20 protein-coding genes are annotated in these 24164 nt (G+C 62.4%); 6 read left to right on the forward strand and 14 right to left on the reverse strand.

Translation table 11 applies throughout. The features are described 5' to 3' along the window. Positions 1–1836, reverse strand: a 1836-nt coding sequence (locus AC097O_RS13865; RefSeq protein ID WP_479593387.1) for a PAS domain-containing protein, incomplete at its 3' end; no start/stop codon positions are given. A gap of 171 nt (positions 1837–2007) precedes the next feature. Next, on the reverse strand, positions 2008–3177 hold the full coding sequence (locus tag AC097O_RS13870; protein ID WP_479593388.1) for a zinc-binding metallopeptidase family protein: 1170 nt from the start codon (positions 3175–3177) through the stop codon (positions 2008–2010). Positions 3178–3412: 235 nt separating this feature from the next. Between AC097O_RS13870 and AC097O_RS13875 the strand changes: the two genes are divergently transcribed. From AC097O_RS13875 to AC097O_RS13890, 4 genes are all read left to right on the forward strand, one after another. Further along, positions 3413–4762: an NAD(P)-dependent oxidoreductase gene (locus AC097O_RS13875; RefSeq protein WP_479593389.1), complete on the forward strand. Its 1350-nt coding sequence runs from the start codon at positions 3413–3415 to the stop codon at positions 4760–4762. Further along, positions 4755–6056 (forward strand): NAD-dependent dihydropyrimidine dehydrogenase subunit PreA, encoded by a 1302-nt coding sequence (gene preA / locus AC097O_RS13880; RefSeq protein ID WP_479593390.1) that lies wholly within the window; start codon positions 4755–4757, stop codon positions 6054–6056. Before AC097O_RS13875 ends, preA begins: the two co-directional genes overlap by 8 nt. 67 nt (positions 6057–6123) lie before the next feature. Further along, on the forward strand, positions 6124–7566 hold the full coding sequence (hydA, locus tag AC097O_RS13885; protein ID WP_479593391.1) for a dihydropyrimidinase: 1443 nt from the start codon (positions 6124–6126) through the stop codon (positions 7564–7566). Positions 7567–7642: 76 nt separating this feature from the next. Continuing rightward, positions 7643–8890, forward strand: coding sequence for a Zn-dependent hydrolase (locus tag AC097O_RS13890; RefSeq protein WP_479593392.1), 1248 nt, complete (start codon positions 7643–7645; stop codon positions 8888–8890). A 184-nt stretch (positions 8891–9074) separates the two neighbouring features. Here the strand turns inward: AC097O_RS13890 and AC097O_RS13895 are convergent, their stop codons facing one another. The 3 genes from AC097O_RS13895 to AC097O_RS13905 all read right to left on the reverse strand — a co-directional run bounded on the left by AC097O_RS13895 (position 9075) and on the right by AC097O_RS13905 (position 13804). Further along, positions 9075–12848: a HEAT repeat domain-containing protein gene (locus AC097O_RS13895; protein WP_479593393.1), complete on the reverse strand. Its 3774-nt coding sequence runs from the start codon at positions 12846–12848 to the stop codon at positions 9075–9077. A gap of 186 nt (positions 12849–13034) precedes the next feature. Further along, positions 13035–13484: a type II toxin-antitoxin system YhaV family toxin gene (locus AC097O_RS13900; protein ID WP_479593565.1), complete on the reverse strand. Its 450-nt coding sequence runs from the start codon at positions 13482–13484 to the stop codon at positions 13035–13037. Next, the gene (locus AC097O_RS13905; protein ID WP_479593394.1) at positions 13484–13804 is read right to left on the reverse strand and encodes a type II toxin-antitoxin system PrlF family antitoxin; all 321 of its coding nucleotides are present in this window, start codon (positions 13802–13804) and stop codon (positions 13484–13486) included. Before AC097O_RS13905 ends, AC097O_RS13900 begins: the two co-directional genes overlap by 1 nt. A gap of 224 nt (positions 13805–14028) precedes the next feature. On the opposite strand from AC097O_RS13905, the gene katG reads away from it, so the two are divergent. Together katG and AC097O_RS13915 are read left to right on the forward strand one after the other, a co-directional pair. Next, positions 14029–16197 (forward strand): catalase/peroxidase HPI, encoded by a 2169-nt coding sequence (katG, locus tag AC097O_RS13910; protein ID WP_479593395.1) that lies wholly within the window; start codon positions 14029–14031, stop codon positions 16195–16197. 67 nt (positions 16198–16264) lie between these two features. Continuing rightward, on the forward strand, positions 16265–16468 hold the full coding sequence (locus tag AC097O_RS13915; protein ID WP_479593396.1) for a ribbon-helix-helix domain-containing protein: 204 nt from the start codon (positions 16265–16267) through the stop codon (positions 16466–16468). Positions 16469–16505: 37 nt separating this feature from the next. Here the strand turns inward: AC097O_RS13915 and AC097O_RS13920 are convergent, their stop codons facing one another. From AC097O_RS13920 to AC097O_RS13960, 9 genes are all read right to left on the reverse strand, one after another. Next, on the reverse strand, positions 16506–16931 hold the full coding sequence (locus AC097O_RS13920; RefSeq protein ID WP_479593397.1) for a hypothetical protein: 426 nt from the start codon (positions 16929–16931) through the stop codon (positions 16506–16508). Positions 16932–17003: 72 nt separating this feature from the next. Further along, positions 17004–17678: a hypothetical protein gene (locus AC097O_RS13925; protein ID WP_479593398.1), complete on the reverse strand. Its 675-nt coding sequence runs from the start codon at positions 17676–17678 to the stop codon at positions 17004–17006. A gap of 5 nt (positions 17679–17683) precedes the next feature. After that, a complete protein-coding gene (locus AC097O_RS13930; protein WP_479593399.1) occupies positions 17684–18661 on the reverse strand; it encodes an MYG1 family protein in 978 nt (325 codons plus the stop codon). 57 nt (positions 18662–18718) lie between these two features. Then, positions 18719–19369, reverse strand: coding sequence for a TetR family transcriptional regulator C-terminal domain-containing protein (locus AC097O_RS13935; RefSeq protein WP_479593400.1), 651 nt, complete (start codon positions 19367–19369; stop codon positions 18719–18721). After that, the gene (locus AC097O_RS13940; protein ID WP_479593401.1) at positions 19369–20376 is read right to left on the reverse strand and encodes an ABC transporter substrate-binding protein; all 1008 of its coding nucleotides are present in this window, start codon (positions 20374–20376) and stop codon (positions 19369–19371) included. Before AC097O_RS13940 ends, AC097O_RS13935 begins: the two co-directional genes overlap by 1 nt. A 25-nt stretch (positions 20377–20401) precedes the next feature. Then, the gene (locus AC097O_RS13945) at positions 20402–21346 is read right to left on the reverse strand and encodes an ABC transporter permease (protein WP_479593402.1); all 945 of its coding nucleotides are present in this window, start codon (positions 21344–21346) and stop codon (positions 20402–20404) included. Beyond that, positions 21343–22236: an ABC transporter permease gene (locus tag AC097O_RS13950; protein ID WP_479593403.1), complete on the reverse strand. Its 894-nt coding sequence runs from the start codon at positions 22234–22236 to the stop codon at positions 21343–21345. Before AC097O_RS13950 ends, AC097O_RS13945 begins: the two co-directional genes overlap by 4 nt. After that, positions 22223–23017 (reverse strand): ABC transporter ATP-binding protein, encoded by a 795-nt coding sequence (locus AC097O_RS13955; protein ID WP_479593404.1) that lies wholly within the window; start codon positions 23015–23017, stop codon positions 22223–22225. Before AC097O_RS13955 ends, AC097O_RS13950 begins: the two co-directional genes overlap by 14 nt. Positions 23018–23147: 130 nt before the next feature. Continuing rightward, entirely contained in the window at positions 23148–24164 is a 1017-nt protein-coding gene (locus tag AC097O_RS13960) for an HD-GYP domain-containing protein (RefSeq protein WP_479593405.1), read from the reverse strand.

Consider the following 24164-nt stretch of genomic DNA (forward strand, 5'->3'; position numbering starts at 1 on the left):
TTGCGGGACTTCGGGGGCCACGTCGCAGACCAACTCCAGGCCTTTGGCGGCGGCTTTCTCGGAGACGACGTTGGCGACGTTCTCCAGCAGTTTGTCTAGCGCGAAGGGGAGGTTTTCGATGGAGAGCTTGCCGGCTTCGACCTTGGAGAAGTCCAGGATGTCGTTGATCACGCCCAGCAGGTGCTGGCCGGACTGGCGGATCTTGGCCAGGTAGTCGCGCTGGCGCGGGTTGAGTTCGGTTTTGAGGGCCAGGTAGGACATGCCGATGATGGCGTTCATGGGGGTGCGGATTTCGTGGCTCATGTTGGCCAGGAAGTCGGTTTTGAAGCGGTTGGCTTCTTCGGCCAGCTCTTTGGCCCGGCGCAGTTCGGCTTCGGCGTGTTTGCGTTCGCTGATGTCTTCCAGTACCCAGATCTCGGCCTCGTCAAACGCCGCCACTTCCAGGCGCTGGCCCACCAGGCGACCGGCAAAGTAGCTGCCGTCGGCCCGGCAGAAGCTGCGTTCCTGCACCACGCGCTGGCCCTGGCCCAGGGCCGCGTCCACATCGTCATTAAAAGCCTGGTGCTCCTGGGGTGTGGCAAACAGCATGGCGAAGGTGCGCACGCTGCCGTCTTGCAGGTCCAGCCCCGGCAGGCCGACGATGGCGGCAAACCCGGCGTTGCACTGGCGTATCTGGCCATCGGCCCAGAAGATCAGGCCCGAGGGGATGTTGTCAAAAATCACCTGCTGCTGCTGCATGACTTCGTGCAGGCGGTTTTCGCGCTCTTTGATGCCGTCAATGACCTGCAGGTAGCCGGTGGACAACACCGAACCGTCGGGCAGCGCCCGGGGCACCGACGCGCAGTGCACCCAGTGCACCCGGCCATCGGGGCGGCGGATACGGAAGTCGCAGGCGAACACCTGCATGGTACGCAAGGCCTCGGCCGAGGCGTGCAGCATGGTGGCCCGGTCGTCCTCGTGCACCGGGGCACTCATGGCCAGGACATCCTGCAGCACGGCTTCGGCGGAAATGCCCAGAATCTCGTCCACCCGGTCGCTGACGTAGGTGTAACGGCTGCGGCCATCGGGGAAGCGCTGCAGCCGGTACACCACCAGGGGCAGGGCCGAGGTGATCTCGGACAGGTCGTCCTGGGCGGCACGCTGCACGGCCTCGGTTTCCAGCCGGGCACCGGCCTCCAGCAGACGCAGTTGCTGGGCCTGGGCCTCGGCCCCGGCGGCTTCGCGCTGGCGGTATTGCAGGTACAGGGCCACCACCAGGCCCAGGGTCAGCAGGCCCTGGAAGATGGTCAGCCAGCGGGTGGTGGCCACCTGGCGCTGCACCTCTATCGTGCGCCGGTCCACCATGGCCGACGACGACTGGCTGGACTCCAGCGACAAACCCCGGATCGGCTCGCGCAGCTCTGCCAGCCGCGCCTGCACCATCAATAACTGGTCCTGGGTGGGCAGGTGGGCGGCATGGGGGTCAAACACTGGGTCAGCCACCACCTGAAACTCCCGCAGCGCCATGCGCACCGACTTGAGCAGCGTCTGGTCTTGCAGCAGGATGGCCGACTGGCCCAGGTCCAGCGATGCCACCCGGCTGTAAAACAGGTCGTAGCGCAGTTGCAGGTCTTCGGCGCTGAGGGTGTCGGGGCCCAGCAGGCGGCGGTCTACCGCCCCCACCAGACGGAAATACTCCACCTCCAGTTGCACCACGTTCCACACCACATCGCGGTCAATGCGGCGGCTGACCTGGCTCAAGCCCTCCTGCTGGTTGTACTGGAATACCGCGATGGCGGCGTACACAGACACCAGCACGCCCACCAACAGGGCCAGGAGTTTGCTGCTTCGGGTCATAGGGAAGAGGTCAACGGCATCGCAACGCGCTTACAAATAAACACATTGTGGCGCATTTAAACCTGCTAGGCCACCGTAAAAACCGAAACGCGACTTGTCCGCACTTGCTATGCTTAGTAGAGCTGCTCACGCCCTATCCATAAGCACGAACTGCCTTTTTTACCAGTATTCTTAAGTTTGCCGCGCCTGCAGCACCACGCAGTGGATGAACTGCAGCTTGGCCACCACCGGGGTGGTGAGCACGAAGGGGTAGAAGTCGTGCTCGCCCATGCTGCGCGACATTTCGTTGAGCACGCCGGTCAGCTCGATCCAGGCGTTGGCGATTTTCAGAAAGCTGTCGGCGCTGGGGTCGTCGGGCCGCCACAGGGCGGCGCGGGTGAACGGGGCATGCGGCAGCTCCACATCATTGGCATCCAGGCCAAAGCGCATGGCGGTGCCCAGGGTGTCCACCATGTGCAGGTAGTGGGCCCAGGTTTCGGCCCAGTCTTCCCAGGGGTGGGTGCTGGCGTAGGTGCTCACATAGCGCTGCGCCCAGTCGGCGGGCGGACCCTCTTTGTAATGGTGCTTGAGGGCGGCGGCGTAGTCGGCGCGCTCGTCGCCAAACAGGGCACGGTAATCATCCAGCCAGGGCGTGCCCACAATCAGCCGGTCCCAGTAGTAATGCCCCACCTCGTGACGGAAGTGCCCCAGCAGCGTGCGGTAGGACTCGCCCATCTGCGTGCGCACCTGCTCGCGGCGGGCATCGTCGGCCTCGTCCATGTTCAGGGTGATCAGGCCGTGGTGGTGGCCGGTGAGCACCGGTTTCTCGGGCGTGGGGCGCAAGAAGTCGAACGCCAGGCCGAGCTGCTTGGGGTGGTCGGGCTGGCGCGGCTCTACCGGCAGGCCCATCACCATGAGCTGGGCCACCAGGTGGCGCTTGGCGATTTCCAGCGCCCGCCAGGCGACCAGGTTCTCGGGCAACTCGGGGTCGGACACGGTGCGGTTCAGGCTGCAGGCCAGGCACACCGCGTCGTGGGCACCGTCACCGGGCACCAGCCAGTTGCAGCCGATGGCGTGCAGATTGGCGCAGCGCCGAAAGCGCGGGCCCTCGGGGTCTTTCCACAGCGTCCACAGATTGGGGTGGTCCTCTACCACCGCCAGGGGTTCCAGGCGGGAGCTGCCGGTGTCGAAGCCCAGCGGCGTGTGGCAGGCCAGGCATTCGCTGTTGCGAAAGAACACCGGCCGCCCGCACTGGCACACGTAGGCGCGCGACCGGCGGATAGCTCCGTAGTCCTCTTTGGGCAGGGTCCAGAAGCTATCGAACAGGGAGAAGGGGCGAAATACAGCGGAGAAGAAGTCCATAAAGGGAGTCTATGTGCAGCGGGCCGGGTTGTCTGTGCGTTGGGCCGCACAGGCCTGTGTCTACGTTCTAAGCCACCCCGGTAGATTCCCTATGGGGCTGGCACGGTGGTTGCTATATCGTTTGCACTTCTTGACCGTTTGGTCAGGATTTTAACGATATCCAGCCAACGCAAAGCTCTGGCGCTGCACTTTGGTGCAGCGCCAGGGCCCGAATGCCCCAGCCACAGGAGTTACCGTGCCCGCCACCTCCCCCCCGGACATCCGCGCCGGCCGCCTCAGTGCCGCCCAGTACGCGCAGCACTTTGCCGATGCCACCCCGCCGCTGAACGCATCGCAGGCCATGCTCGAATCCGAGCGCTGCCTGTACTGCTTTGACGCGCCCTGCCAAACCGCCTGCCCCACCGACATTGACGTGCCCAGCTTCATCAAGCGCATTGCCGACGGCAACCTGCGCGGCGCGGCCCGCACCATCCTGGAGTCCAACCCGCTGGGCGGCATGTGCGCCCGGGTCTGCCCCACCGAGGTGCTGTGCGAGCAGGCCTGCGTGCGCAATACGCAAACCGATACGCCCATCCCGATTGGCCGCCTGCAGCGCTTTGCGGTGGACGCGCTGATGGCCAGCCCCCAGCCCCAGGTGTTCACCCGTGCCGCCTCCACCGGCAAGCGCATCGCCGTGGTGGGCTCCGGCCCGGCGGGCTTGGCCTGTGCGCACCGCCTGGCACGGCTGGGCAACGAGGTGGTGATTTTTGAGGCCCAGACCAAGGCGGGCGGCCTGAACGAATACGGCCTGGCCACCTACAAAACCGTGGACGACTTCGCCCAGCGCGAAGTGCAGTGGCTGCTGGACATCGGCGGCATCCGCATCCAGCACGGCTGGCGCTTCGCCGGTGCGGCGTCGCTGGACACGCTGCAAACCGAATTCGACGCGGTGTTCCTAGGTCTGGGCCTGTCCAAGGTGCAGGCGCTGGGCCTGCCGGGCGAAGACCTGGCCGGGGTGCGCAACGCGGTGGACTTCATCGCCGAGCTGCGCCAGGCCGACGATGTAGCCACCGTGCCCATCGGCCACAGCGTGGTGGTGATCGGCGGCGGCATGACCGCCGTGGATGCCGCCGTGCAGGCCAAGCTGCTGGGGGCCAAGGTGGTGCACATGGTGTACCGCCGGGGCGTGGAAACCATGGGTGCGTCTGCCGCCGAGCAAGAGTGGGCGCTAACCCACGGCGTGGTGCTGCACCAGTGGATGGCGCCGGTGGAGATCGTCGGTGCTGCAGGCCACGCCACCGGCGTGCGCTTCGCCCAGCAGGCGCTGGTAGACGGCCAGATGCAGCCCACGGGCCGCGAGCTGACCTTCCCCGCCGACATGGTGTTCAAAGCCATCGGCCAGAAGCTGGACGACACGCCGCTGCAGGGCACCGGCCTGGTGCTGCAGGGCGGGCGCATCATCACCACAGAAGACGGGGCCACCAATCTCAAAGACGTCTGGGCCGGTGGCGACTGCCGCGCCGGGGGCCGCGACCTCACCGTGGAAGCCGTAGAGCACGGCAAACGCGCTGCTGAATCCATCCACAAGGAACTGAACCATGGCTGATCTGTCCACCGTCTTCGCCGGGGTCAAAACCCCCAACCCCTTCTGGCTGGCCTCTGCGCCGCCTACCGACAAGGCCTACAACGTGAACCGCGCCTTCGAGGCAGGCTGGGGCGGCGTGGTCTGGAAAACGCTGGGCGAGGCCGGGCCGCCGGTGGTCAATGTGAATGGCCCGCGCTACGGCGCGCTGCTGTCCAACGACCGCCGGGTGCTGGGCTTCAACAACATCGAACTCATCACCGACCGGGACCTGGAACTCAACTTGCGCGAGATCACCGAGGTGAAGCGCCTGTGGCCCGACCGCGCCATGGTCGTCTCGCTGATGGTGCCCTGCGTGGAGGAATCGTGGAAGGCGATATTGCCGCGCGTGGAAGACACCGGCGCCGATGCCATCGAGCTGAACTTCGGCTGCCCGCACGGCATGAGCGAGCGCGGCATGGGCGCGGCCGTGGGCCAGGTGCCCGAGTACATCGAAATGGTCACGGCCTGGTGCAAGCAGTACAGCAAGCTGCCGGTGATCGTGAAGCTCACGCCCAACATCACCGACGTGCGCCTGCCCGCCCGTGCGGCGAAGCGCGGCGGGGCCGATGCGGTATCGCTGATCAACACCATCAACTCCATCATCGGCGTAGACCCCGACACCCTGCTGATGAGCCCCAGCACCGGCGGCATGGGCTCGCACGGCGGCTACTGCGGCCCGGCGGTCAAACCCATCGCTCTGAACATGGTGGCCGAGATCGCCCGCGACCCGCTCACCGCGGGCCTGCCCATCAGCGGCATCGGCGGCGTGGGCAACTGGCGCGACGCGCTGGATTTCATCGCCCTGGGCGCGGGCACGGTGCAGGTGTGCACCGCCGCCATGGTGTTCGGCTTCAAGATCGTGCAAGAGATGACATCTGGCCTGTCGGACTACATGGACAGCAAGGGCTTCAAAAGCCTGGACGACTTCCGGGGCCGCGCCGTGCCCAAGGTGACCGAGTGGCGCAACCTGAACCTGAACCACGTTAGCAAGGCCGTGATCAACCAGGACAGCTGCATCTCCTGCGGCCGCTGCCACATCGCCTGCGAAGACACCTCGCACCAGGCCATCACCCAAACCAAGAACGGCGTGCGCCACTTCGAGGTGATGGAAGACGAGTGCGTGGGCTGCAACCTGTGCGTGCTGGTCTGCCCCGTGCCCGACACCATCCATCTGCGCGACCTGCAGCCCGGCGAAAAAGACTTGCGTACCGGGCGCATCGTGAGCGATAAACACGCGGACTGGACCACCCACGCCAACAACCCCATGCGTGCCTGAATTTAAGCCAAATCAGGCCATCCCGCCCATTCCATAAGCGCAAGCAGCTATTTATTTAGGAGCAACCATGTCCAGTGTCTTGATCCGCGGCGGCACGGTCGTCAACGCCGACCGCGCCTTTCGCGCCGATGTTTTGTGTATCGACGGCCAGATCGCCGCCGTGGGCGACAACCTGGTGGCCCCCGCCGGGGCCGAGGTGGTGGATGCCGGGGGCCAGTACGTGATGCCCGGCGGCATCGACCCGCACACCCACATGCAGTTGCCGTTCATGGGCACCACCACCATGGACGACTTCTACAGCGGCACCGCAGCGGGCCTGGCGGGCGGCACCACCACCATCATCGACTTCGTCATCCCCAACCCCAAACAGCCGCTGATGGAGGCCTACCAGACCTGGCGTGGCTGGGCCGAAAAAGCCGCGTCCGACTACAGCTTCCACGTCGCCGTGACCTGGTGGGACGAGAGCGTGCACCGCGACATGGGCACCCTGGTGCGTGACGAGGGCGTGAACAGCTTCAAGCACTTCATGGCCTACAAAAACGCCATCATGTGCGACGACGAAACCCTGGTGAACAGCTTCCAGCGCGCACTCGAACTCGGTGCCATGCCTACCGTGCACGCCGAAAACGGCGAGCTGGTCTACCTGCTGCAGGCCGACATGAAGGCCAAGGGCATCTTCGGCCCCGAAGCCCACCCCCTGTCGCGCCCGCCCGCCGTCGAGGCCGAGGCCGCCCAGCGCGCCATCGCCATTGCCAACGTGCTCAACGTGCCGATCTACGTGGTGCACGTGTCCTGCGCCGAATCGGCTGGGGCAATAGCCCGCGCCCGCGCCGCAGGCCAGCGCGTGTATGGCGAGGTGCTGGCCGGGCATTTGACGGTGGACGACAGCGTTTACCGCAGCCCCGATTTCACCTACGCCGCAGGCCACGTGATGAGCCCGCCGTTTCGCAACAAGAGCAACCAGGAAGCGCTGTGGCAGGGCCTGCAGGCCGGGCACCTGCACACCACCGCGACAGACCACTGCACCTTCTGCGCCGCCCAAAAAGCCGCAGGCAAGGACGACTTCAGCAAGATCCCCAACGGCTGCGGCGGCGTGGAAGAGCGCCTAGCCGTGATCTGGGACGAAGGTGTCAACACCGGCCGCCTCACGCCCAGCGAGTTCGTGGCCGTTACCTCCGCCAACGCCGCCAAGCTGTTCAACATCTACCCGCGCAAAGGCTGCGTGGTGGCCGGGGCCGATGCCGACCTGGTGGTGTGGGACCCGGCGGGCACCAAAACCCTGTCGGTCCAAACGCAAAAGTCGCTGGGCGACTTCAACATCTTCGAGGGCCGCACCGTCACCGGCGTGCCCAGCCACACCCTGAGCCAGGGCAAGGTGGTGTACGCCGCGGGCGACCTGCGCGCCGAGCGTGGCGTGGGCAAATACGTGAAGCGCCCGCCCTTCGGCCCGCAGTTCGACGCGCTGGCCAAAAAGACCGCGCTGCAAGCGCCCCACCCCGTCGCCCGCTAACTTCCCACTCCCTCCCCCTCCGGGGGAGGGCCGGGGTGGGGGCAAACCGCCGCCCACCCAAGCCAAAGGAATCCCCATGAACCCTAACCTTGAATCCCTGCGCATCAACGGCCCCCGCCTGTGGGACTCGCTGATGGAACTGGCCCAGATCGGTGCCACGCCCAAGGGCGGCGTGTGCCGCCTCACCCTCACCGACCTGGACAAACAAGGCCGCGACCTGGTGACCCGCTGGGCTACCGAGGCTGGCATGTCGGTCACCATCGACAAGATCGGCAACGGTTTCATGCGCCGCCCGGGTCGCAACAACAGCCTGCCGCCCATCATGACCGGCAGCCACATCGACACCCAGCCCACCGGCGGCAAGTTCGACGGCAACTACGGCGTGCTGGCGGGCATCGAGGTGGTGCGCACCCTGAACGACCACGGCATCGAGACCGAAGCCCCCATCGAAGTCGCGTTCTGGACCAACGAAGAAGGCTCGCGCTTTGTGCCGGTAATGATGGGCTCGGGCGTGTTCGCCAAGGCCTTCACCCTGGAGCACGCCTACGCCGCCACCGACCTGGAAGGCAAAACGGTGCAAGGCGAGCTGGAACGCATCGGCTACGTGGGCGCGCAAGAGCCCGGCGACCACCCCATCGGCGCGTACTTCGAGACCCACATCGAACAAGGCCCGGTGCTGGAAGACCACGACATCACCATCGGCGTGGTGCAAGGCGTGCTGGGCATCCGCTGGTTCGACTGCACCGTCACCGGCATGGAAGCCCACGCAGGCCCCACGCCCATGGCCCTGCGCAAAGATGCCATGCTGGCCGCCACCCGCATCATGCAAGACGTGGTAGCCGCCGCACACCGCCACCCGCCGCACGGCCGGGGAACCGTGGGCATGGTGCAGGTGTTCCCCAACAGCCGCAACGTGATTCCGGGCCGCGTCAAGTTCAGCATCGACCTGCGCAACAGTACCGACGCCCTGGTGGACCAGATGGCCGCCGAAGTCAAAGCCTTCGCCGCCACCGTGGCCCAAGAGCACGGCGTGGACGTGAAGATCGAGATGGTCTCCAGCTATTCGGCCATCGGCTTCCACCCCGACTGCGTAGACGCCGTGGGCCGCGCTGCTGCCAAGCTGGGCTACTCCAACATGCCCGTCGTCTCCGGCGCCGGGCACGACGCGGTGTACATGGCGAAGCTGACGTCGAGCGGCATGATCTTCATCCCCTGCAAGGATGGGATCAGCCACAACGAGATTGAAGATGCGAAGCCTGAGCACATTACGGCGGGGTGCAATGTGCTGCTGCATGCGATGCTGGAGAGGGCGGGGGTGGCTTGACGACTTGCACTGCGGTGCAGTAAAAAGCTCGCCACTACAAAGTAGCAAATTACCGAAATTTAAGCTGCAATTGCTTGATTTTGACTTCTCTAATCTGATTCCGGCATCAAATCCTCACTTGTCAAATGTAGCGCCACAAACATAAATGAATTGCAACAATCGAATTGCAGCGGCTAATCTGCGCTTAGGACTTCCAGTCAAGTTTGAGATCTAACTCATGTGCCATTGCCTCATAGCGCGAACGAACCTCCTGGAAAGGAACTTTAAGCTGCCTTGACGCTTTAGCAACTAAAGCATCGGTAAAGGATTCTTTAGGGTCGAGCCACGGAACAGTAGCATCAAAATCCTGCGAGAGGAGCTGCTGATCCGCCCATTCTCGTTGCCCCGCATAAGCGCCAATGGCAGTGCAACGAGCTTCTAAATCGTCTGATGCAATATCACGATTCAGCGCTGCAATTCCTTTTGGCTCACCTAAAACGTGAAGGGCCGCCGCTACGGTTGAACTCAGATCGCGATCTGAATCGTCCAGCATGGCCAGGAGCGGCGCAACGGCCTGCTTATCGCCGAACTTTGCAAGCGCAGAGATAACGGCCATGCGCACTTCGACCTCTGTATCGTCTAGCTTGGCCAGGAGCAGCTCGACTGCTCGCTTATCCCCTAATTGCACCAGTGCAGATATGACAGCTACACGTACGTCTGCCTCTGTATCATCCAACTTGACCAGGAGCGATTCAACTGCCTGCTTGTCGCCTAAAACCGCAAGTGCAGAGATGACGGCAATTCGTACATCGACAGCTGTATCGTCCAGCTTGGCCAGGAGCGGCTCGACAGCTAATTTGTCACCTAACTGCCCAAGTCCGGCGATGACCGCCTTGCGGACAATGTCCGCTGGGTAGTCCAACATAGCGAGAATAGGCTCAACGGCCTGCTTGTCACCTAACTTTGCAAGCGCAGAGATGGCGGCAATACGAACAGCGACCGCCGTGTCATTCAGCGTGGCTAGGAGCGGCCTGACAGCTTGCCTGTCGCCTAACTTCTCAAGCGCAAGGACTACTGTCCTGCGGACATCATCTACTGGATCGCTTAACCGCCTAAATAATGGATGCAATGCTCGGAGGTCCTTGCTGGCACCAAGAATGCTCACTATCCATTGACTAGTAAAGCTCTCATCTGAAGAAACTGATTCCAAAACCTTACACAATTGGTCTACTTCGACACCTTTTGCCAACCAAACCGATTTTCGCTCTCGCGACTTATAGCTACGGGAGCTGAGCCATCCTAATGCCCAAGCGGCGGCTTGCGCTGCTGGAAGGTCTGGTTGAGTAAGAATTAGCAACAGGCTTTCGAGAAGGCCTTCTACGACCACGACGCGTCCTTCAAATGCGGCTTGCATCAAAGTTAGTGCGGCGGATATCTTTTGTTCACGATTACCAGATTTAAGTCGCGCAACTAATTCCGAGCAAAATTCTTTAGGGGTAACAGAAGTTTTATTCCAGCAAGCCACCTCAACTTGAGCCCAGAGACTGCCAGGATTCGCTCGCCTATCAGAGGGCCTCCGACAGAACTCTTGAATTAGTGCGCTCTTCAGTTGTGGAAACCACATACTACCGGCAACTTCCATCGCCGCGCGATCTACCGCGGTTTGAATAGAGCCTGTACCATCATCGCTCCCAACTCTTTCTGCAAAAGCGGCAAACACTAAAGCCGCGTTCTCCTCGCTTACGTTGGGCTCATCTGCCAAGCAAAGTGCAGCCAATACCGCGCGTGGCCGGTTCGTCTTGGCCACATCCTCCCCACCCAGCGGCATCAATATCGCCAAAAGAACATCGTCTACATCATCGTCTTTGCAATCCGCAACCAACAGTCGAAGTGCCTCGCGCCATGATTCCGGGACATCTACCTCGTCAGCCGAACTCATATACGGAAAGCGATTCTTAACTTCCTCCATTGCACCTGCAAGCGGAGCCACCTGTTCGGCCAACGATCTGGGTTTTCCTCTTGAGGGATAACGTCCATCAAGGAGTGCACGTGCAGCAAGATATTCTTGAAAGGTAAGATGCCGAAATTCCCATACAGCTTTTTCCGTAGGATGACTTCTCTGCCATGCACCACCAGATCTGATCAAAATACTGGAGCGCTGTTCTAAGTGCATTAAAAACTCGCGTGGCTCGCGACTGCGAACAGCGCGGATTTTCGGATATTCAACGCGGAGGTTGTCTAGCAATTCAAGGACCTCGTCGTCGGTAAGTCGCTGAACGCCACGGCGACACATCTCGTAGGCAAGATATTCAAGTTGTGGGATAGCCTCATCCTCTTCTATTGTCAGATAAAGCCTCGGATTCCAGTTAAGTAGCACCGACACTGCTTCGGAGTAAAGCCTAGTCCGACGATTCGGAAGCTTGCCCACCTTTCGTTTAACCAAGGCTAGCGTCGTAAGCAACATCGGGTTTCCAGTAAGTCGTTCAATGCGATCGCTGGAATGCAACGCATCAATCAACTCTTGAACACGTTTGGATTTCTCTACTGCAGGCTGATGTTGCTCCGTGACTTCAACCCAACGCTTGGCGAACAAATCTTTATCTTCTCGACTCAACTCGGCTATGACACCATGCTCAAAACCGGCCCCCATGCGGTAGGGCATGTCGCGATAACCAACGATGCGGGAGGTAACTACCACAGGCGCACCTGGGTAACGAGCAGCGGTTCTTTCCAGCTCTTGGCAGAACTGCATACGAACTTGGGGATTGGTAATCTCGTCTAGGCCGTCCACCAAGAGCAACGCCTCCCCCTTTGCAAGGCGGTCAAGAATAACAGCACGCATGATGCTCGCCTCTTCCGGCAGAAGCTCCGTCTTATTTAAATGCTGAGTGAGAAAATCCGTGAAACATCGGCAAAGGTCAACTTCACCAAGCTCGCGGCAGCGGATAAGCACAGGTATCCAAGGCTGGTTTGGCAGTGTGTCAGTATCCGGGACCTTGCTAAAGGCCGCGTCACCCTTGTACTTCAAAAGATAGGCTGTGGCCATCCAGCGAAGCATTGTTGTTTTGCCCCCGCCTGGATCTCCAAGCACAACCATTCGGTGTGACACCCCTAAGCGCTCTCCAATGGGCGAACGAGATTTACGGAAATTTGGGTACCCTATTTCATCAACAATGAAATGACCGGCTTCACGGTGACGGCGTGCTTCGCGGCCTTGCTCCAGCTTTTTCAGCATTGCCTCCTGATCGCCATCGTGTTGGGTTGGCTCAACCTCGACGCGTAGCGGCATATACAGTTGGCGCAGCAACAATAACTGCGTGGAAATTTGGACGTCACCCTCTGGCAAGTTGCTTAAGTCGATGATGTCCCACAATGCAAGTGCTTTCTCGCAATACCGCGCAAGAGCAGACAATTGCTTATCTGAAGAATAAATACCTACGGATTCATCAGCTTGTCGACGCAGAACGACGACTTGTTCGCGAAGATAATCGAGGCTCAGTTGATGTCGCCAACGGGCCAGAATCGGATGTGCAAAAACAGCCTTTTCCACTACGTCGAAATAGCCAACAGTGAAGTCAGTGATTTCTGCTCGACTCGCTCCCCCTTTGATGATTGCGATTTCCATACGCTGAAGAATGCGCCTTTTGACGGCACTCCCTTCCTCAATCGCTCCCGTCATCAACCACTCGGTCAAGTCTGCTTGAAAAGTGTGGTCATGGAGCAGCAACCACAATGGTATTTCATGATCAGGAACACCAAGAAGCTTTCGGTTTCTAGCAAGTTCTTTACAGGCACCGCGAATTTCATCCTGAATCGAATGTGTTGATGCCAAAGCTTTATGCAACGCCTCTGTTTTATCTAAGACATCCCTCAGTTTGGCATTTCTTGCATCTGCAATTGCGGCGGACCGCTCACCCGATGCAAGATTGATTAGGTAAGCCAGAAGATTGGGTAATAAAAGTTCGCCAATGATGCTCATATTTGATTTTTTTGGTTAAACGGCAAGTTTTGACTGCTCAACTCCTGAGGGGACGAGTCAACTTAGCACCTTAGATATTTCAAAGAAATGAGCCGAAAGTGCTCTGACAGCCTTCGCCTTAAAACTTATCGTATCGCTCTTACTCTTTAGGCAGAAAACAATGATGCATTACCAGCACATGTTTCGCTACACCCAATCCCCTTTAGTAGCCGACACCAGCGCCGCCCAATCATCAGGCGGATTCCCGCGCTGCAGAATTTTCTGAAACACCGCATACGGGTCGCTCTTGCTGCCGGAGGATCGCAAGGTGTTCTCGTCGTTCACCCAGGCAAAAATGATGATCCTGGTTTTGGAGTCGAACCGAAAAAATAGGCGAAACCGTCGCCCAATCTTGGCGCGCCGCCAGTGCCGGAATGCGGGGCCCATGGTGTTGCCCTGGCGGTATTCTTCGCGGTTGGGGTCGCTGGGCACGGTCTCCAACATCAACTGCGACAAGGCATTAAAAAGTTTGACGTTGGCGTTCGATGCAAACCCGGCCGGGTCCTGGGCTTGGGCACGTTGTGCGGCGGCTTGCAGTTTTTGAAGCTGCTCAATCACGCAGTCATGGAACAGCAGGTTCCAGCCATGGCGCTGGATCACAGCGCCACATCGCCTTCAATCTCTTCACCCAGATCCACAGGCTCTCGGATGGCCGCCAACATGGCTTGCGCCAGGCCATCTGGTAACGTGGACACGTGTTGACCCGAGGCGATGCCCTTCTCCAGCAGCGCCAGGAAGCCTTCGATGGCGGGGTCTGCATGGGGCTCGTCATCCACACGGGTAACGATAACTTGCGGGCCCAGCATGTCGAACGCCACCTTGCCGCCAAAGTTCACGCCGAGAACCTGGCGGATGGATTTGGGCAGGGTGATCTGGCCTTTGGAGGTGATGGTGGCGACTTCGTGGATAGCGAGCATGGCTAAAACTCCTTTGGGTAGATCTTAAATTGTAAGGATTAATCCTTACCTTCGTCAAACTGAACACGCCACCGCACCCCATCTTTGAAAACGCCTATCCGATGCATAAATTTAATTGAATTCTGATTTTCATAGCCATTAATTAACATGCATGGGCGTGCCAGACTTGTGAGGCACGATGTAACAGCCAGTCCAGCCATCCACACAACACCCAGGAGCTCCCCATGACCACCGAAGCCAAATGCCCCTTCCACCACGCCGCAGGCGGCGGTACGACCAACAAGGATTGGTGGCCCAAACAAGTGCGGGTGGATTTGCTGAACCAGCACTCCAACAAGTCGCACCCGCTGGGCGAAGCATTCAATTACGCCGAGGCGTTCAAGAAGCTGGACTACAAAGCGCTCAAGGCCGATCTGGTCAAGCTGATGACCGACAGCCAGGACTGGTGGCCGGCCGACTTTGGCCACTACGGTCCGCAGTTCGTACGCATGGCCTGGCACGCTGCAGGCACCTACCGCACCCAGGACGGCCGGGGCGGTGGCGGGCGGGGCCAGCAACGGTTTGCGCCGCTGAATTCGTGGCCCGACAACGTCAACATCGACAAATCGCGCCGCCTGCTCTGGCCCATCAAGCAAAAGTACGGCCAGAGCATTTCCTGGGCGGATTTATTCATCCTCACCGGCAATGTGGCACTGGAATCCATGGGTTTCCGCACCTTCGGCTTTGGCGGTGGCCGTGCCGACGTGTGGGAACCCGACATGGACGTGAACTGGGGCGCAGAAACCACCTGGCTGGCCACGGACAAGCGGTTCAGCGGTGAAGGCGACCGCAACAAGGGTGAGCGCGATCTGGACAACAACCTGGCCGCCACCCACATGGGCCTGATCTACGTGAACCCCGAAGGCCCCAACGCCAGCGGCGACTACCTGGCCGCGGCCAAGGACATCCGCGCCACCTTCTACCGCATGGCGATGGATGACGAAGAAATCGTTGCTCTGATCGCCGGTGGCCACACCTTTGGCAAGGCGCACGGCGCAGCCCCCGAATCGCACAAGGGCCCCGAACCCGAAGGCGCGGGCATCGAAGCCCAGGGCCTGGGCTGGAACAGCAACTTTGGCAGCGGCCATGGCAAAGACACGGTGTCCAGCGGGCTGGAAGTCACCTGGACCACCACCCCGGCGCAGTGGGGCAACAACTACTTCGAGAACCTGTTCAAGTTCGAGTGGGAGCTGACCCATTCGCCCGCCGGTGCCAAGCAGTGGGTGGCCACCAATGCGCCGGACATCATCCCCGACGCGCATGTGCCCGGCCTGTTCCACAAGCCCACCATGCTGACCACCGACCTGACGATGCGCTTCGACCCCGAGTTCGGCAAGATCTCTAAGCGCTTCCATGAAGACCCACAGGCCTTCGCCGAAGCCTTTGCCCGCGCCTGGTACAAGCTGACCCACCGCGACATGGGCCCGAAAGCCCGCTACCTGGGCCCAGAAGTGCCCAAGGAAGACCTGATCTGGCAAGACCCGCTGCCTGCCGCGACGCACCAGCCCACAGCGGCGGACATTGCCGACATCAAGGCCATGATCGCGGCCTCGGGCCTGTCGGTCAGCCAGCTGGTGTCGGTGGCCTGGGCCTCGGCCTCCACCTTCCGCGGTGGCGACAAGCGCGGCGGTGCCAATGGCGCGCGCCTGGCGCTGGCCCCGCAGAAGGACTGGGAAGTCAACCGCATCGCCGTGCAGGCCCTGCCCACCCTGGTGCAGATCCAGCAGGCATCGGGCAAGGCTTCGCTGGCCGACGTGATCGTGCTGGCGGGCAGCGTGGGTGTGGAGCAGGCGGCCAAAGCAGTAGGCATTGCGGTGGAGGTGCCATTCGCACCGGGCCGCGTCGATGCCACGCAAGCGCAGACCGATGTGGAGTCGTTTGCCGCACTGGAGTCGCCAGCCGACGGTTTCCGCAACTACAAAAAAGGCCCCATCGGCGCTGCCACCGAAGCCCTGCTGATCGACAAGGCCCAGTTGCTGACCCTGACTGCCCCCGAACTGACCGCGCTGGTCGGCGGCTTGCGGGTACTGGGTGCGAATGCCGACGGCGGCAAGCACGGCGTGTTCACCGACCAGGTGGGCGTGCTCAGCAACGTGTTCTTCGTGAACCTGCTGGACATGGGCACCACCTGGACAGCCGTGGACGGTGAGGGCGAAGTGTTCCAAGGCCGCGACCGCAAGACCGGCCAGGTGAAATACACCGCCACCCGCAATGACCTGGTGTTTGGATCGAATTCGGTGCTGCGTGCCTATGCCGAGGTGTACGCCAGCGCCGACGGCCAGCAGAAGTTCGTGGCCGACTTCGTAGCCGCCTGGGCCAAGGTGATGGACCTGGACCGGTTCGATCTGGCGTAAAGCCTTGGGCTAAATAAGCGTGTTAGGCGCTTTGGCAAGATTTGCCAGAGCTCCTAACATTTATGCCATGAGCACCACCAGTATTTCCCTACCCGACACACCCAAAGACTTTGTGGCCAGCAGCGAGCACGTGCTGATTCGCAAAGACGAGGATCGCCAGCAATTGCGCGGCCTGCTGCAGGCGGGGGTCCAATCGGCCCCCACCGCCCCGGTGAATGCCGACTACTTTGATGCCCTGCGCAAGCGCATCGGGAACCACTCATCCCACTGACATCCAGATAGCTGGCACAGGGCGAGTCAGCACATCGCTAAGACCTGGCCAGCCGACTCCGCAACTCGGCATTCTCTTGCTCCTGCGCCGCCACCCGCTGCTCCGCAGCCTCCAGTGCCAACGTCAATCGCTGCACCTCCGCCGCCAGCCCATCCGCCACTTCCGTCACCCGCTCCCGCGTGGCGTCGCGGGTGTGGGCCAGCTGGGTGCTCAGGCCATCGAGCCAGCGCAAGATGTCCACCCGCGTGGTGTCTTTGTGCAGCGGGGTTTGCAGCGTGGCTTTTTTGACATCGGCGCGGCGGCACAGCTCGGACTGGGTGACGCGGCCATGGTTGAAGGGGTAGATGCCGTGGTGGGCGGCGATGTCGGCCTCGATGTCGCGCATGGCCTGGTGCAGGCGGGCCAGCGCGGCGGCGGTGCGGGCGTTGGGTTTGTCGGCGGTAGGCGTGGAATCGGCAGTCATGGCAAAAATATATAAGGAATCGGCCTGCAGCGCTTATGAATAGGGCGGTAGCAGCTACTTATTCAATAGCAATCAAGTGCTGCGCATGAACTTGAAGATCAGCACCCAGAAGCTCAGGATCAGCGAGGCCACGGGGAACTGCAGCGCGGTGGGCATGCAGTAAATGACCAGCACACCCGGAATCCACACGCACCACAGGGCCACCAGCACAGGCAGGTAGCGGCGGGTCAAAAAGTCGGCCGACACCACCCGCGGCCAGGTGCGGGCGCTGAAGCCGTCTTCGCGCCAGGCAAACATGGCGATGATGGCGAAATTGGTCATGGGCGAGTAGACAAACTGGTCCACCAGGATCTTTTTGGCCAGGGTGGCGGCATCCACGCCCTCGCCAAACAATTGCACCTGCAGCGCATAAAACAGGTCCACGGTGATGCCGATGGTGCCAAACACCAGGATGGCGTAGCCCATGTCGGCCCACATCGTGGGGCGCCAGGGCTGCTTGAGCACCCACTGGCCCAGGGCCTCGGGCAGCAGCACGGCAAACACGGCGTAGGAGGCGAACGCAAACGGGTAGCCCCAGGCCTGCTTGGCGCTGCCCCAGGTGGCCAGGCCCGCCTGCACGGCTGGGCTGAACGCATAGGCCAGCACCAAGCCGGCCAGGCCGCACCAGAGCACCAGCCCCGGCAGCAGGTTGGCTTTGACTGCCGCGCGGACCTGCTGCAGCGGTGTGGCGGGCAGAGCGCGCTCCATCTGCCTTACTCGGCCAGCGCCAATTCCGCCAGCTTCACCGCGCCTTCAAAGCTGCGCGCGCCGCCGATGAACAGGTTCAGGTGGCAGAACACGCTGTCGGGTACGCCAGTCACCGCCGCCAGTTCCTGGTCACGCAGGCCGGCCCAGGATGCGGGCAGGTCCTTGCGGGTGTCAAAGGAGCCAGGCTCTACCGGCACGGTCTTGATCTGGTACTGGTCGCCGTCGGAGTCGGGGTAGACCACAAACAGCACCTCGGGCATTTCGTCCACCACCACGCGGGTCCAGGGCATGCCGCCCTCGCGCAGGTGCAGCAGCTTGCCACCCAGCAGGCGCGGGGCCTGGCGCACGGTGTCCACGGCACGGATCTGGGCCACTTTTTTGCCGATGGCGTGGTCCAGAAACTTGCGGGTGATGGCGATGGCCTCGCGAAAGCGGGTTTCCAGCAGCTGGGCCTTGGCGGCCAGGTCCAGGCCCTGCTCTTCCAGCCAGTGGGTGTTGAGCTGGGCGATCAGGGCCGACAGGCCAAAGATACCGGCGGCCACGTCGCCCTGGCCGGTGTCCACGATGTCCAGGTACTGCACCAGGGAATGGTCGATGGTGTGCACCACGCTGGCCACCGCCGCCTCGTCCAGCGTGTGGCCATGGCTAGCGGCCCAGGCGCGGACGTATTCGGCACCGTAGGCCGCCCAGACCAGGCCCGCGCTGGCGTAGCCCACGCCGGGCACCGTGTGGCCATCGACCAGCCGGGCCGGGCGCGCGCCCTCGAAGCCGCGCTGGTGGTGGTCAAACCGGCCGGTAGCCGCATCCCAGGTGCCGCCCACATCGACCACGAAGTCGGCGCTGGCGATGAGCTCCTTGTTGCGGGTGCGCAGCAGGCGGTGCGAGGGGAAAACCCCCATCAAAACGCCCACGCCAAAAACGTCGTCGGCGTGGAAAGTGCCACTGTGGGTGGCGATGCAGGTGAGGGTAGCGGTATCGGTCATGGGGCGATTTTAAACACCAAAAACAACAACCAACGCCCGTAAAACAAGCGCTACATGCTATTTATTAGATAGCACCTCAAGCCCGCAGCCGCGCAGCAGCAAGGCCACCACATGTTCGGTGGCGCGGGCCTGGTCGGCGCGGGTCAGCTTGGGGCGGCCCAGTACCGCGCTGACCTGCACGTCAAAGTCGGCATAGGTTTGGGTGGCGGCCCACAGGGTGAAAAACAAATGGGTGCTGTCTACCGGGGCCATTTTTCCCTCGGCAATCCACTGGTCGATGACGGCGGCCTTGGCCCGCACCGTGCCGCGCAGCTCAGTGGCCAGCAGTTGGCGCACCACGGTGGCACCGTGCAGCAGCTCGTTAGCCCAGACCTTGGAGGCGTGCGGGCGGGCTGCCGACATGGCCATCTTGCTGCGGATGTAGCCGCCGATGGCGGTGGCCGGATCGGCATCGGGGGTGATGCCGTGGGTAGGGGCCAGCCAGTCCTCCAGGATGCGGGCCAGCACCGCGCGGTACAGCGCGTCCTTGTTGCCAAAGTAGTAGTGCAGATTGGCCTTGGGCAGGCCGGATTCTTCGGCGATCTGGGCCATGGTGGCACCGCTGAACCCGGCCCCGGCAAAGATGCGCTCTGCCGCGGCCAGGATCCGCTCTTCATTGGCCTGGCGGATCTGGCCTTTGGCATCCGCCGGAGCTTGCGGGGCGGTCATCACTTTTTGGTGGCCGCTTCCCAGACGACGTGGCTCATGGCGGCGGCACCGGGGTCTTTCTTGATCACCGGCGCGCTGCCACCCGACAGCAGCACCTTGACTGTGCGCTCGTAGGCGGCGGGTTCCAGGTAGCCCATCTTGGGGCTGTTGGCGGTGGTGATGAGCTTGGCCACGTTTTCCATCTGGCGCTTTTGCACCGCCAGGGTGGCGCTGCCCGACATGTCGTTGGAGACCACAATCTTGGCGGCCTCTTCGGGGTTTTTCACCGCGTCGTTCCAGCCCTTGAAGGTGGCGCGCAGGAACTTCCCCATGCGGGCGACAAAGGCCGGGTCCTTGAGCTTGGCTTCCATCACGTACAAGCCGTCTTCCAGCGAGGCCGCGCCCTGGTCTTCGTAGAAGAAGGTGACCAGGTCGCTCTCCTTGACACCCGCGTCGATGATCTGCCAGTACTCGTTGTAGACCATGGTGGACACGCAGGCGGCCTGGTTTTGCAGCAGCGGATCGACGTTGAAGCCCTGCTTGAGCACCTTGATGTCGGTGTCGGGCTTCAGGCCCAGCTTGGCCATCCAGTTGAGGAACGGGTATTCGTTACCGCCAAACCACACGCCCAGGGTTTTGCCCTTGAGGTCTTTGGGGCTGGTGACACCGCTGGCCTTTTTGCAGGTGAGCATGAGGCCGGAGCGGTTGAACACCTGGGCGATGTTGACCAGCGGCACACCGGCTTCGCGGGCGGCCAGCGCGTCGGGCATCCAGTTGACGATCACGTCGGCGTTGTTGCCTGCAATCACCTGCACCGGCGAGATGTCGGGGCCGCCGGGCTTGATGGTCACGTCCAGGCCCTCGGCCTTGTAGTAGCCCTTGGCGGCGGCCACGTAGTAGCCCGCAAACTGGGCTTGCGGCACCCATTTGAGCTGCACGGTGAGTTTTTCTTGCGCCTGGGCGGCGAAGCTGCCAACTGCAAAAGTGGCGGCCAGCAGGCATTGGCTCAACTTGGATAATTTCAGCATCGAATACTCCTAGGGGGTGGGGAACTTACCGGGAACGAACGGAAGGGTGCCAGAACGCGAAGCGCCGCTCCAGCTGCACCAGCAAGGCGTAGGCCAGCGAGCCGGTCAGGGCCGCCACCACAATCGCGCCCCACACCAGCGGCATCTGCATCTTGGCCGCTTCGGTGGAAATGCGAAAGCCCAGCCCGGCTGTGGGCGAACCAAAAAACTCGGCCACGATGGCCCCAATCAGCGCCAGCGTAGCGTTGACCTTGAGCGCACCAAAGATGAACGGCAAGGCACTGGGCAGGCGCAGCCCCAGCAAGGTTTGCCAGTAGCCCGCCGCATAGCTGTGCATCAGCTCGCGCTCGAGCTTGCCGGCGGCTTTCAAGCCCGCCAGGGTGGACACCAGCATGGGGAAGAAGGTCATCAGCACCACCACCGCCGCCTTGGACGGCCAGTCAAAGCCAAACCACATCACCGCAATCGGCGCCACCCCGACCAGCGGCACGGTGCTGGTGAGCGAGGCAATCGGCAACAGGCCGCGCTGCAAAAACGGCAGGCGGTCGATGGCCACGGCCACGGCAAACCCCAGGCCGCAGCCCAGCACCCAACCGATGAGCACCGACTTGAGCACGGTCTGCACAAAGTCGCCCCACAGCAGCGCCCCGCCCTCGCCCATGGCCTGCACGATCTGCAGCGGCGACGGCAGCAGCACCCGGGGCACCCCATACGCGGTGACCAGCAGCTGCCAGAAGTACAGCAACCACAGGCCGAACAGGCCCGCCGTCATCAGCCCGTAAACAGGCCGCCCGTCCAGCCTGGCGCAGGCACGCACGGTCCACACGGCCAACCCCAGCACGCCCAGAAATATAGGCAAAAAAAGGCCGCTCGTGCTTACGGAATAGGCGGGAGCAGCTATAAAAACCGCAGCAACCAGCACGCTGGCCGTTACCAGGCCCAGCACCGCCTGCGAGCTGCGCGCCTTCATGCCCGACCCCCAAAGCGGCGCAGCACCAGCCGCTCCACGCCCAGCACGGCGGCGGTCAAAGCCAGGCCCAGCAAGGCCGACATCAGCAGCGCCGACCAGATGGCCACGGTGTTGCCGTAGTACGAGCCCAGCAGCAGCTTGGCCCCCAGGCCCGCCTGCGCGCCGGTGGGCAACTCGGCCACCATGGCCCCCACCAGGCTGGCGGCAATGCCCACCCGCAAGGCGGGGAACAAGAACGGCAGGGCCGCAGGCAGGCGCAGCAGCCAGAACGCCTGCCAGCGCGAGGCGGCGTAGGTGTACAGCAGCTCGGTGTCGATCTGCTGCGGCGAGCGCAGGCCCTGCACCATGGCCACCGTGACCGGAAAGAAGCACAGGTACATGGCGATCACCGCCTTGGGCCACACGCCCGAAAAGCCCAGGCTGCCCAGAATCACCAGCACGATGGGCGCAATCGCCAGCACGGGTATGGTTTGCGAGGCCACGATCCAGGGCATCAGCGCCCGGTCGAGGGTGCGCGAATGCACGATGCCCGCCGACAGCAGCAGGCCCAACAGCGTGCCCATGGCAAATCCCAGCAGGCTGGAATGGGCAGTGACGGCCACGTGGAACAGCAGGTTGCGCGGCGAATCCACCGGCCAATCGACCAGGCTGGACCAAAAATCTAACGCCACCTGCTGCGGCGACGGCAACACCGGGCGCTGCATGTTCAGCGTGGCCTGGACCAGCTCGGTGAAGCTCCAGGCCGTGCCCCGGGGGCTGAGCACGCGCTCGATGGCACCCGGCGCGTTCAGCCACACAGCCCCCGCGTACCACAGCAGCAACACGCCCAGCAGCACGGTGGCGATGGGCAAGCCGCTGTGGAGAGCGGCGCTGCGCTTAATGGTGGCCATCTGCCAGGGACTCGCGTACGGCATGGGCCAGGGCCATGAATTCGGGCGTGTCGCGCAGGCCCAGGTGGCGCTCATCCGGCAGGGTGGAATCAATCACCTTGACGATGCGCCCCGGCCGGGGCGACATGACCACGATGCGGGTAGACAGGTACACCGCCTCGGCAATCGAGTGGGTCACAAACACCACCGTGCGGCGCTCGCGCTGCCAGAGCTGCTGCAGTTGCTCGTTGAGCCGGTCGCGGGTGATTTCGTCCAGCGCACCAAAGGGCTCGTCCATCATCAAAATGCGCGGCTCGAAGGCCAGCGCCCGGGCAATCGACACCCGCTGCTGCATGCCACCCGAGAGCTGCCAAGGGTACTTCTTCTCAAACCCCTGCAGGCCCACCCGGGCCAGCTGGTCCATGGCGATGCGCTGGCTTTCGGCCTTGTCGCGGCCCTGGATGTGCAGCGGCAACAGCACATTGCCCAGCACGGTGCGCCAGGGGAACAGCGCCGGGGCCTGGAACACATAGCCATACGAGCGGGCCAGGCGCGCCGCGTGCGGGCTGACCCCGTTCACCCGCATGGTGCCCGAGCTGATGGGCTCCAGGTCGGCAATGGCGCGCAGCAGCGTGGTTTTGCCGCAGCCCGAGGGGCCAATCAGTGAGATGAATTCGCCCGGCTGCACCGCCAGGTCGATGTCTTGCAGGGCATGCACCGGCGCGTCGGCGGCGGGGTAGATGACGTTGGCCCGATGGACCTCTACCGCCAAAGAAGCAGCCAGCGGCTCAGACGCGGGCATGGACACGGAGGCAAAGAATTTGAATCATATAAACCCACTATAAAGCTAACCAAACGGTCAGCTTCTTGGGGTTTAAGCTAGTTTTGTGCCAATATTTTGCAGCCTGTTGCACCGAAGCCGTGCGGCCCCTTCAGACTGGATTTGGGGAGGTCTGCATCTGCTCCGCGTCCACTTTCTCCCACTGCTTGCGGATGTCCAGCAGCTCGGGCAGGATGCCCTGGAAGGCGTGGACCACCATGGGGTCAAAGTGCACCTCCACCCCGGCGTGGATGTAGGCCAGGATTTTGTCCATGGGCCACGGCTCCTTGTAGGGTCGGCGCATGCTCAGGGCATCGAACACATCGGCCAGCGCCACGATACGGGCCGACTTGGGGATGTCTTGCCCGCGCAGGCCGTGCGGGTAGCCGCTGCCGTCCCATTTCTCATGGTGCCGCAGCGCGACTTCGGCGGCAAGCTGGAACACCGGGGCTTCGCTTTTGCTCAGAATGTCAAAGCCAATCTGCGGGTGGGTGCGCATAACCTCCCATTCGGACTCATTCAGCGGCCCCGGTTTTCGCAAAATCGCCTGTGGGATGCCGAGCTTGCCGGTGTCGTGCATAGGGGCGGCCAGCTCCAGCCGGGTGCTGCTGGCAGCATCCCAGCCACAGGCCTGGGCCAGCACGCGGGCATAAGCCCCCATCCGCCAGATGTGGGCCCCGGTGTCGGTGTCGTTGTAATGCCCGGCATGGCCCAGCATGAGAATCGCGTCACGGTAGCTTTGCTCCAGCGCCGTGGCCCGCACCCGCGACAAATGCGCCGACACGCGCGCCAGCACGATGGGCGGGGACACCGGCTTGGTGATGTAGTCCACCGCTCCCGCCGCAAAGCCCGCGGCCTCGTGCGCCAGGTCGGCGTAACCGGTGACAAAAATCACCTGCACGCTCTGGGTGGCATCGCGCTGTTTGATCAGTCGGCACAGGTCGTAGCCGTTGGTGTCGGGCAGCCCGATGTCGAGCAGCACCAGGGCCGGACTGTGCTTGACCACCGCCGCCAGCGCTTCGGCCCCATTGCGGGCAAACGCCAGCACATAGGTTTTCTGTAGGATCTCGCGCATGATTCCTAGGTTCGCGGGCTCGTCATCGACGACCAAAATAGTGGGAACAAACAT

It is taken from the genome of Rhodoferax sp. LS1P39, assembly GCF_056521425.1.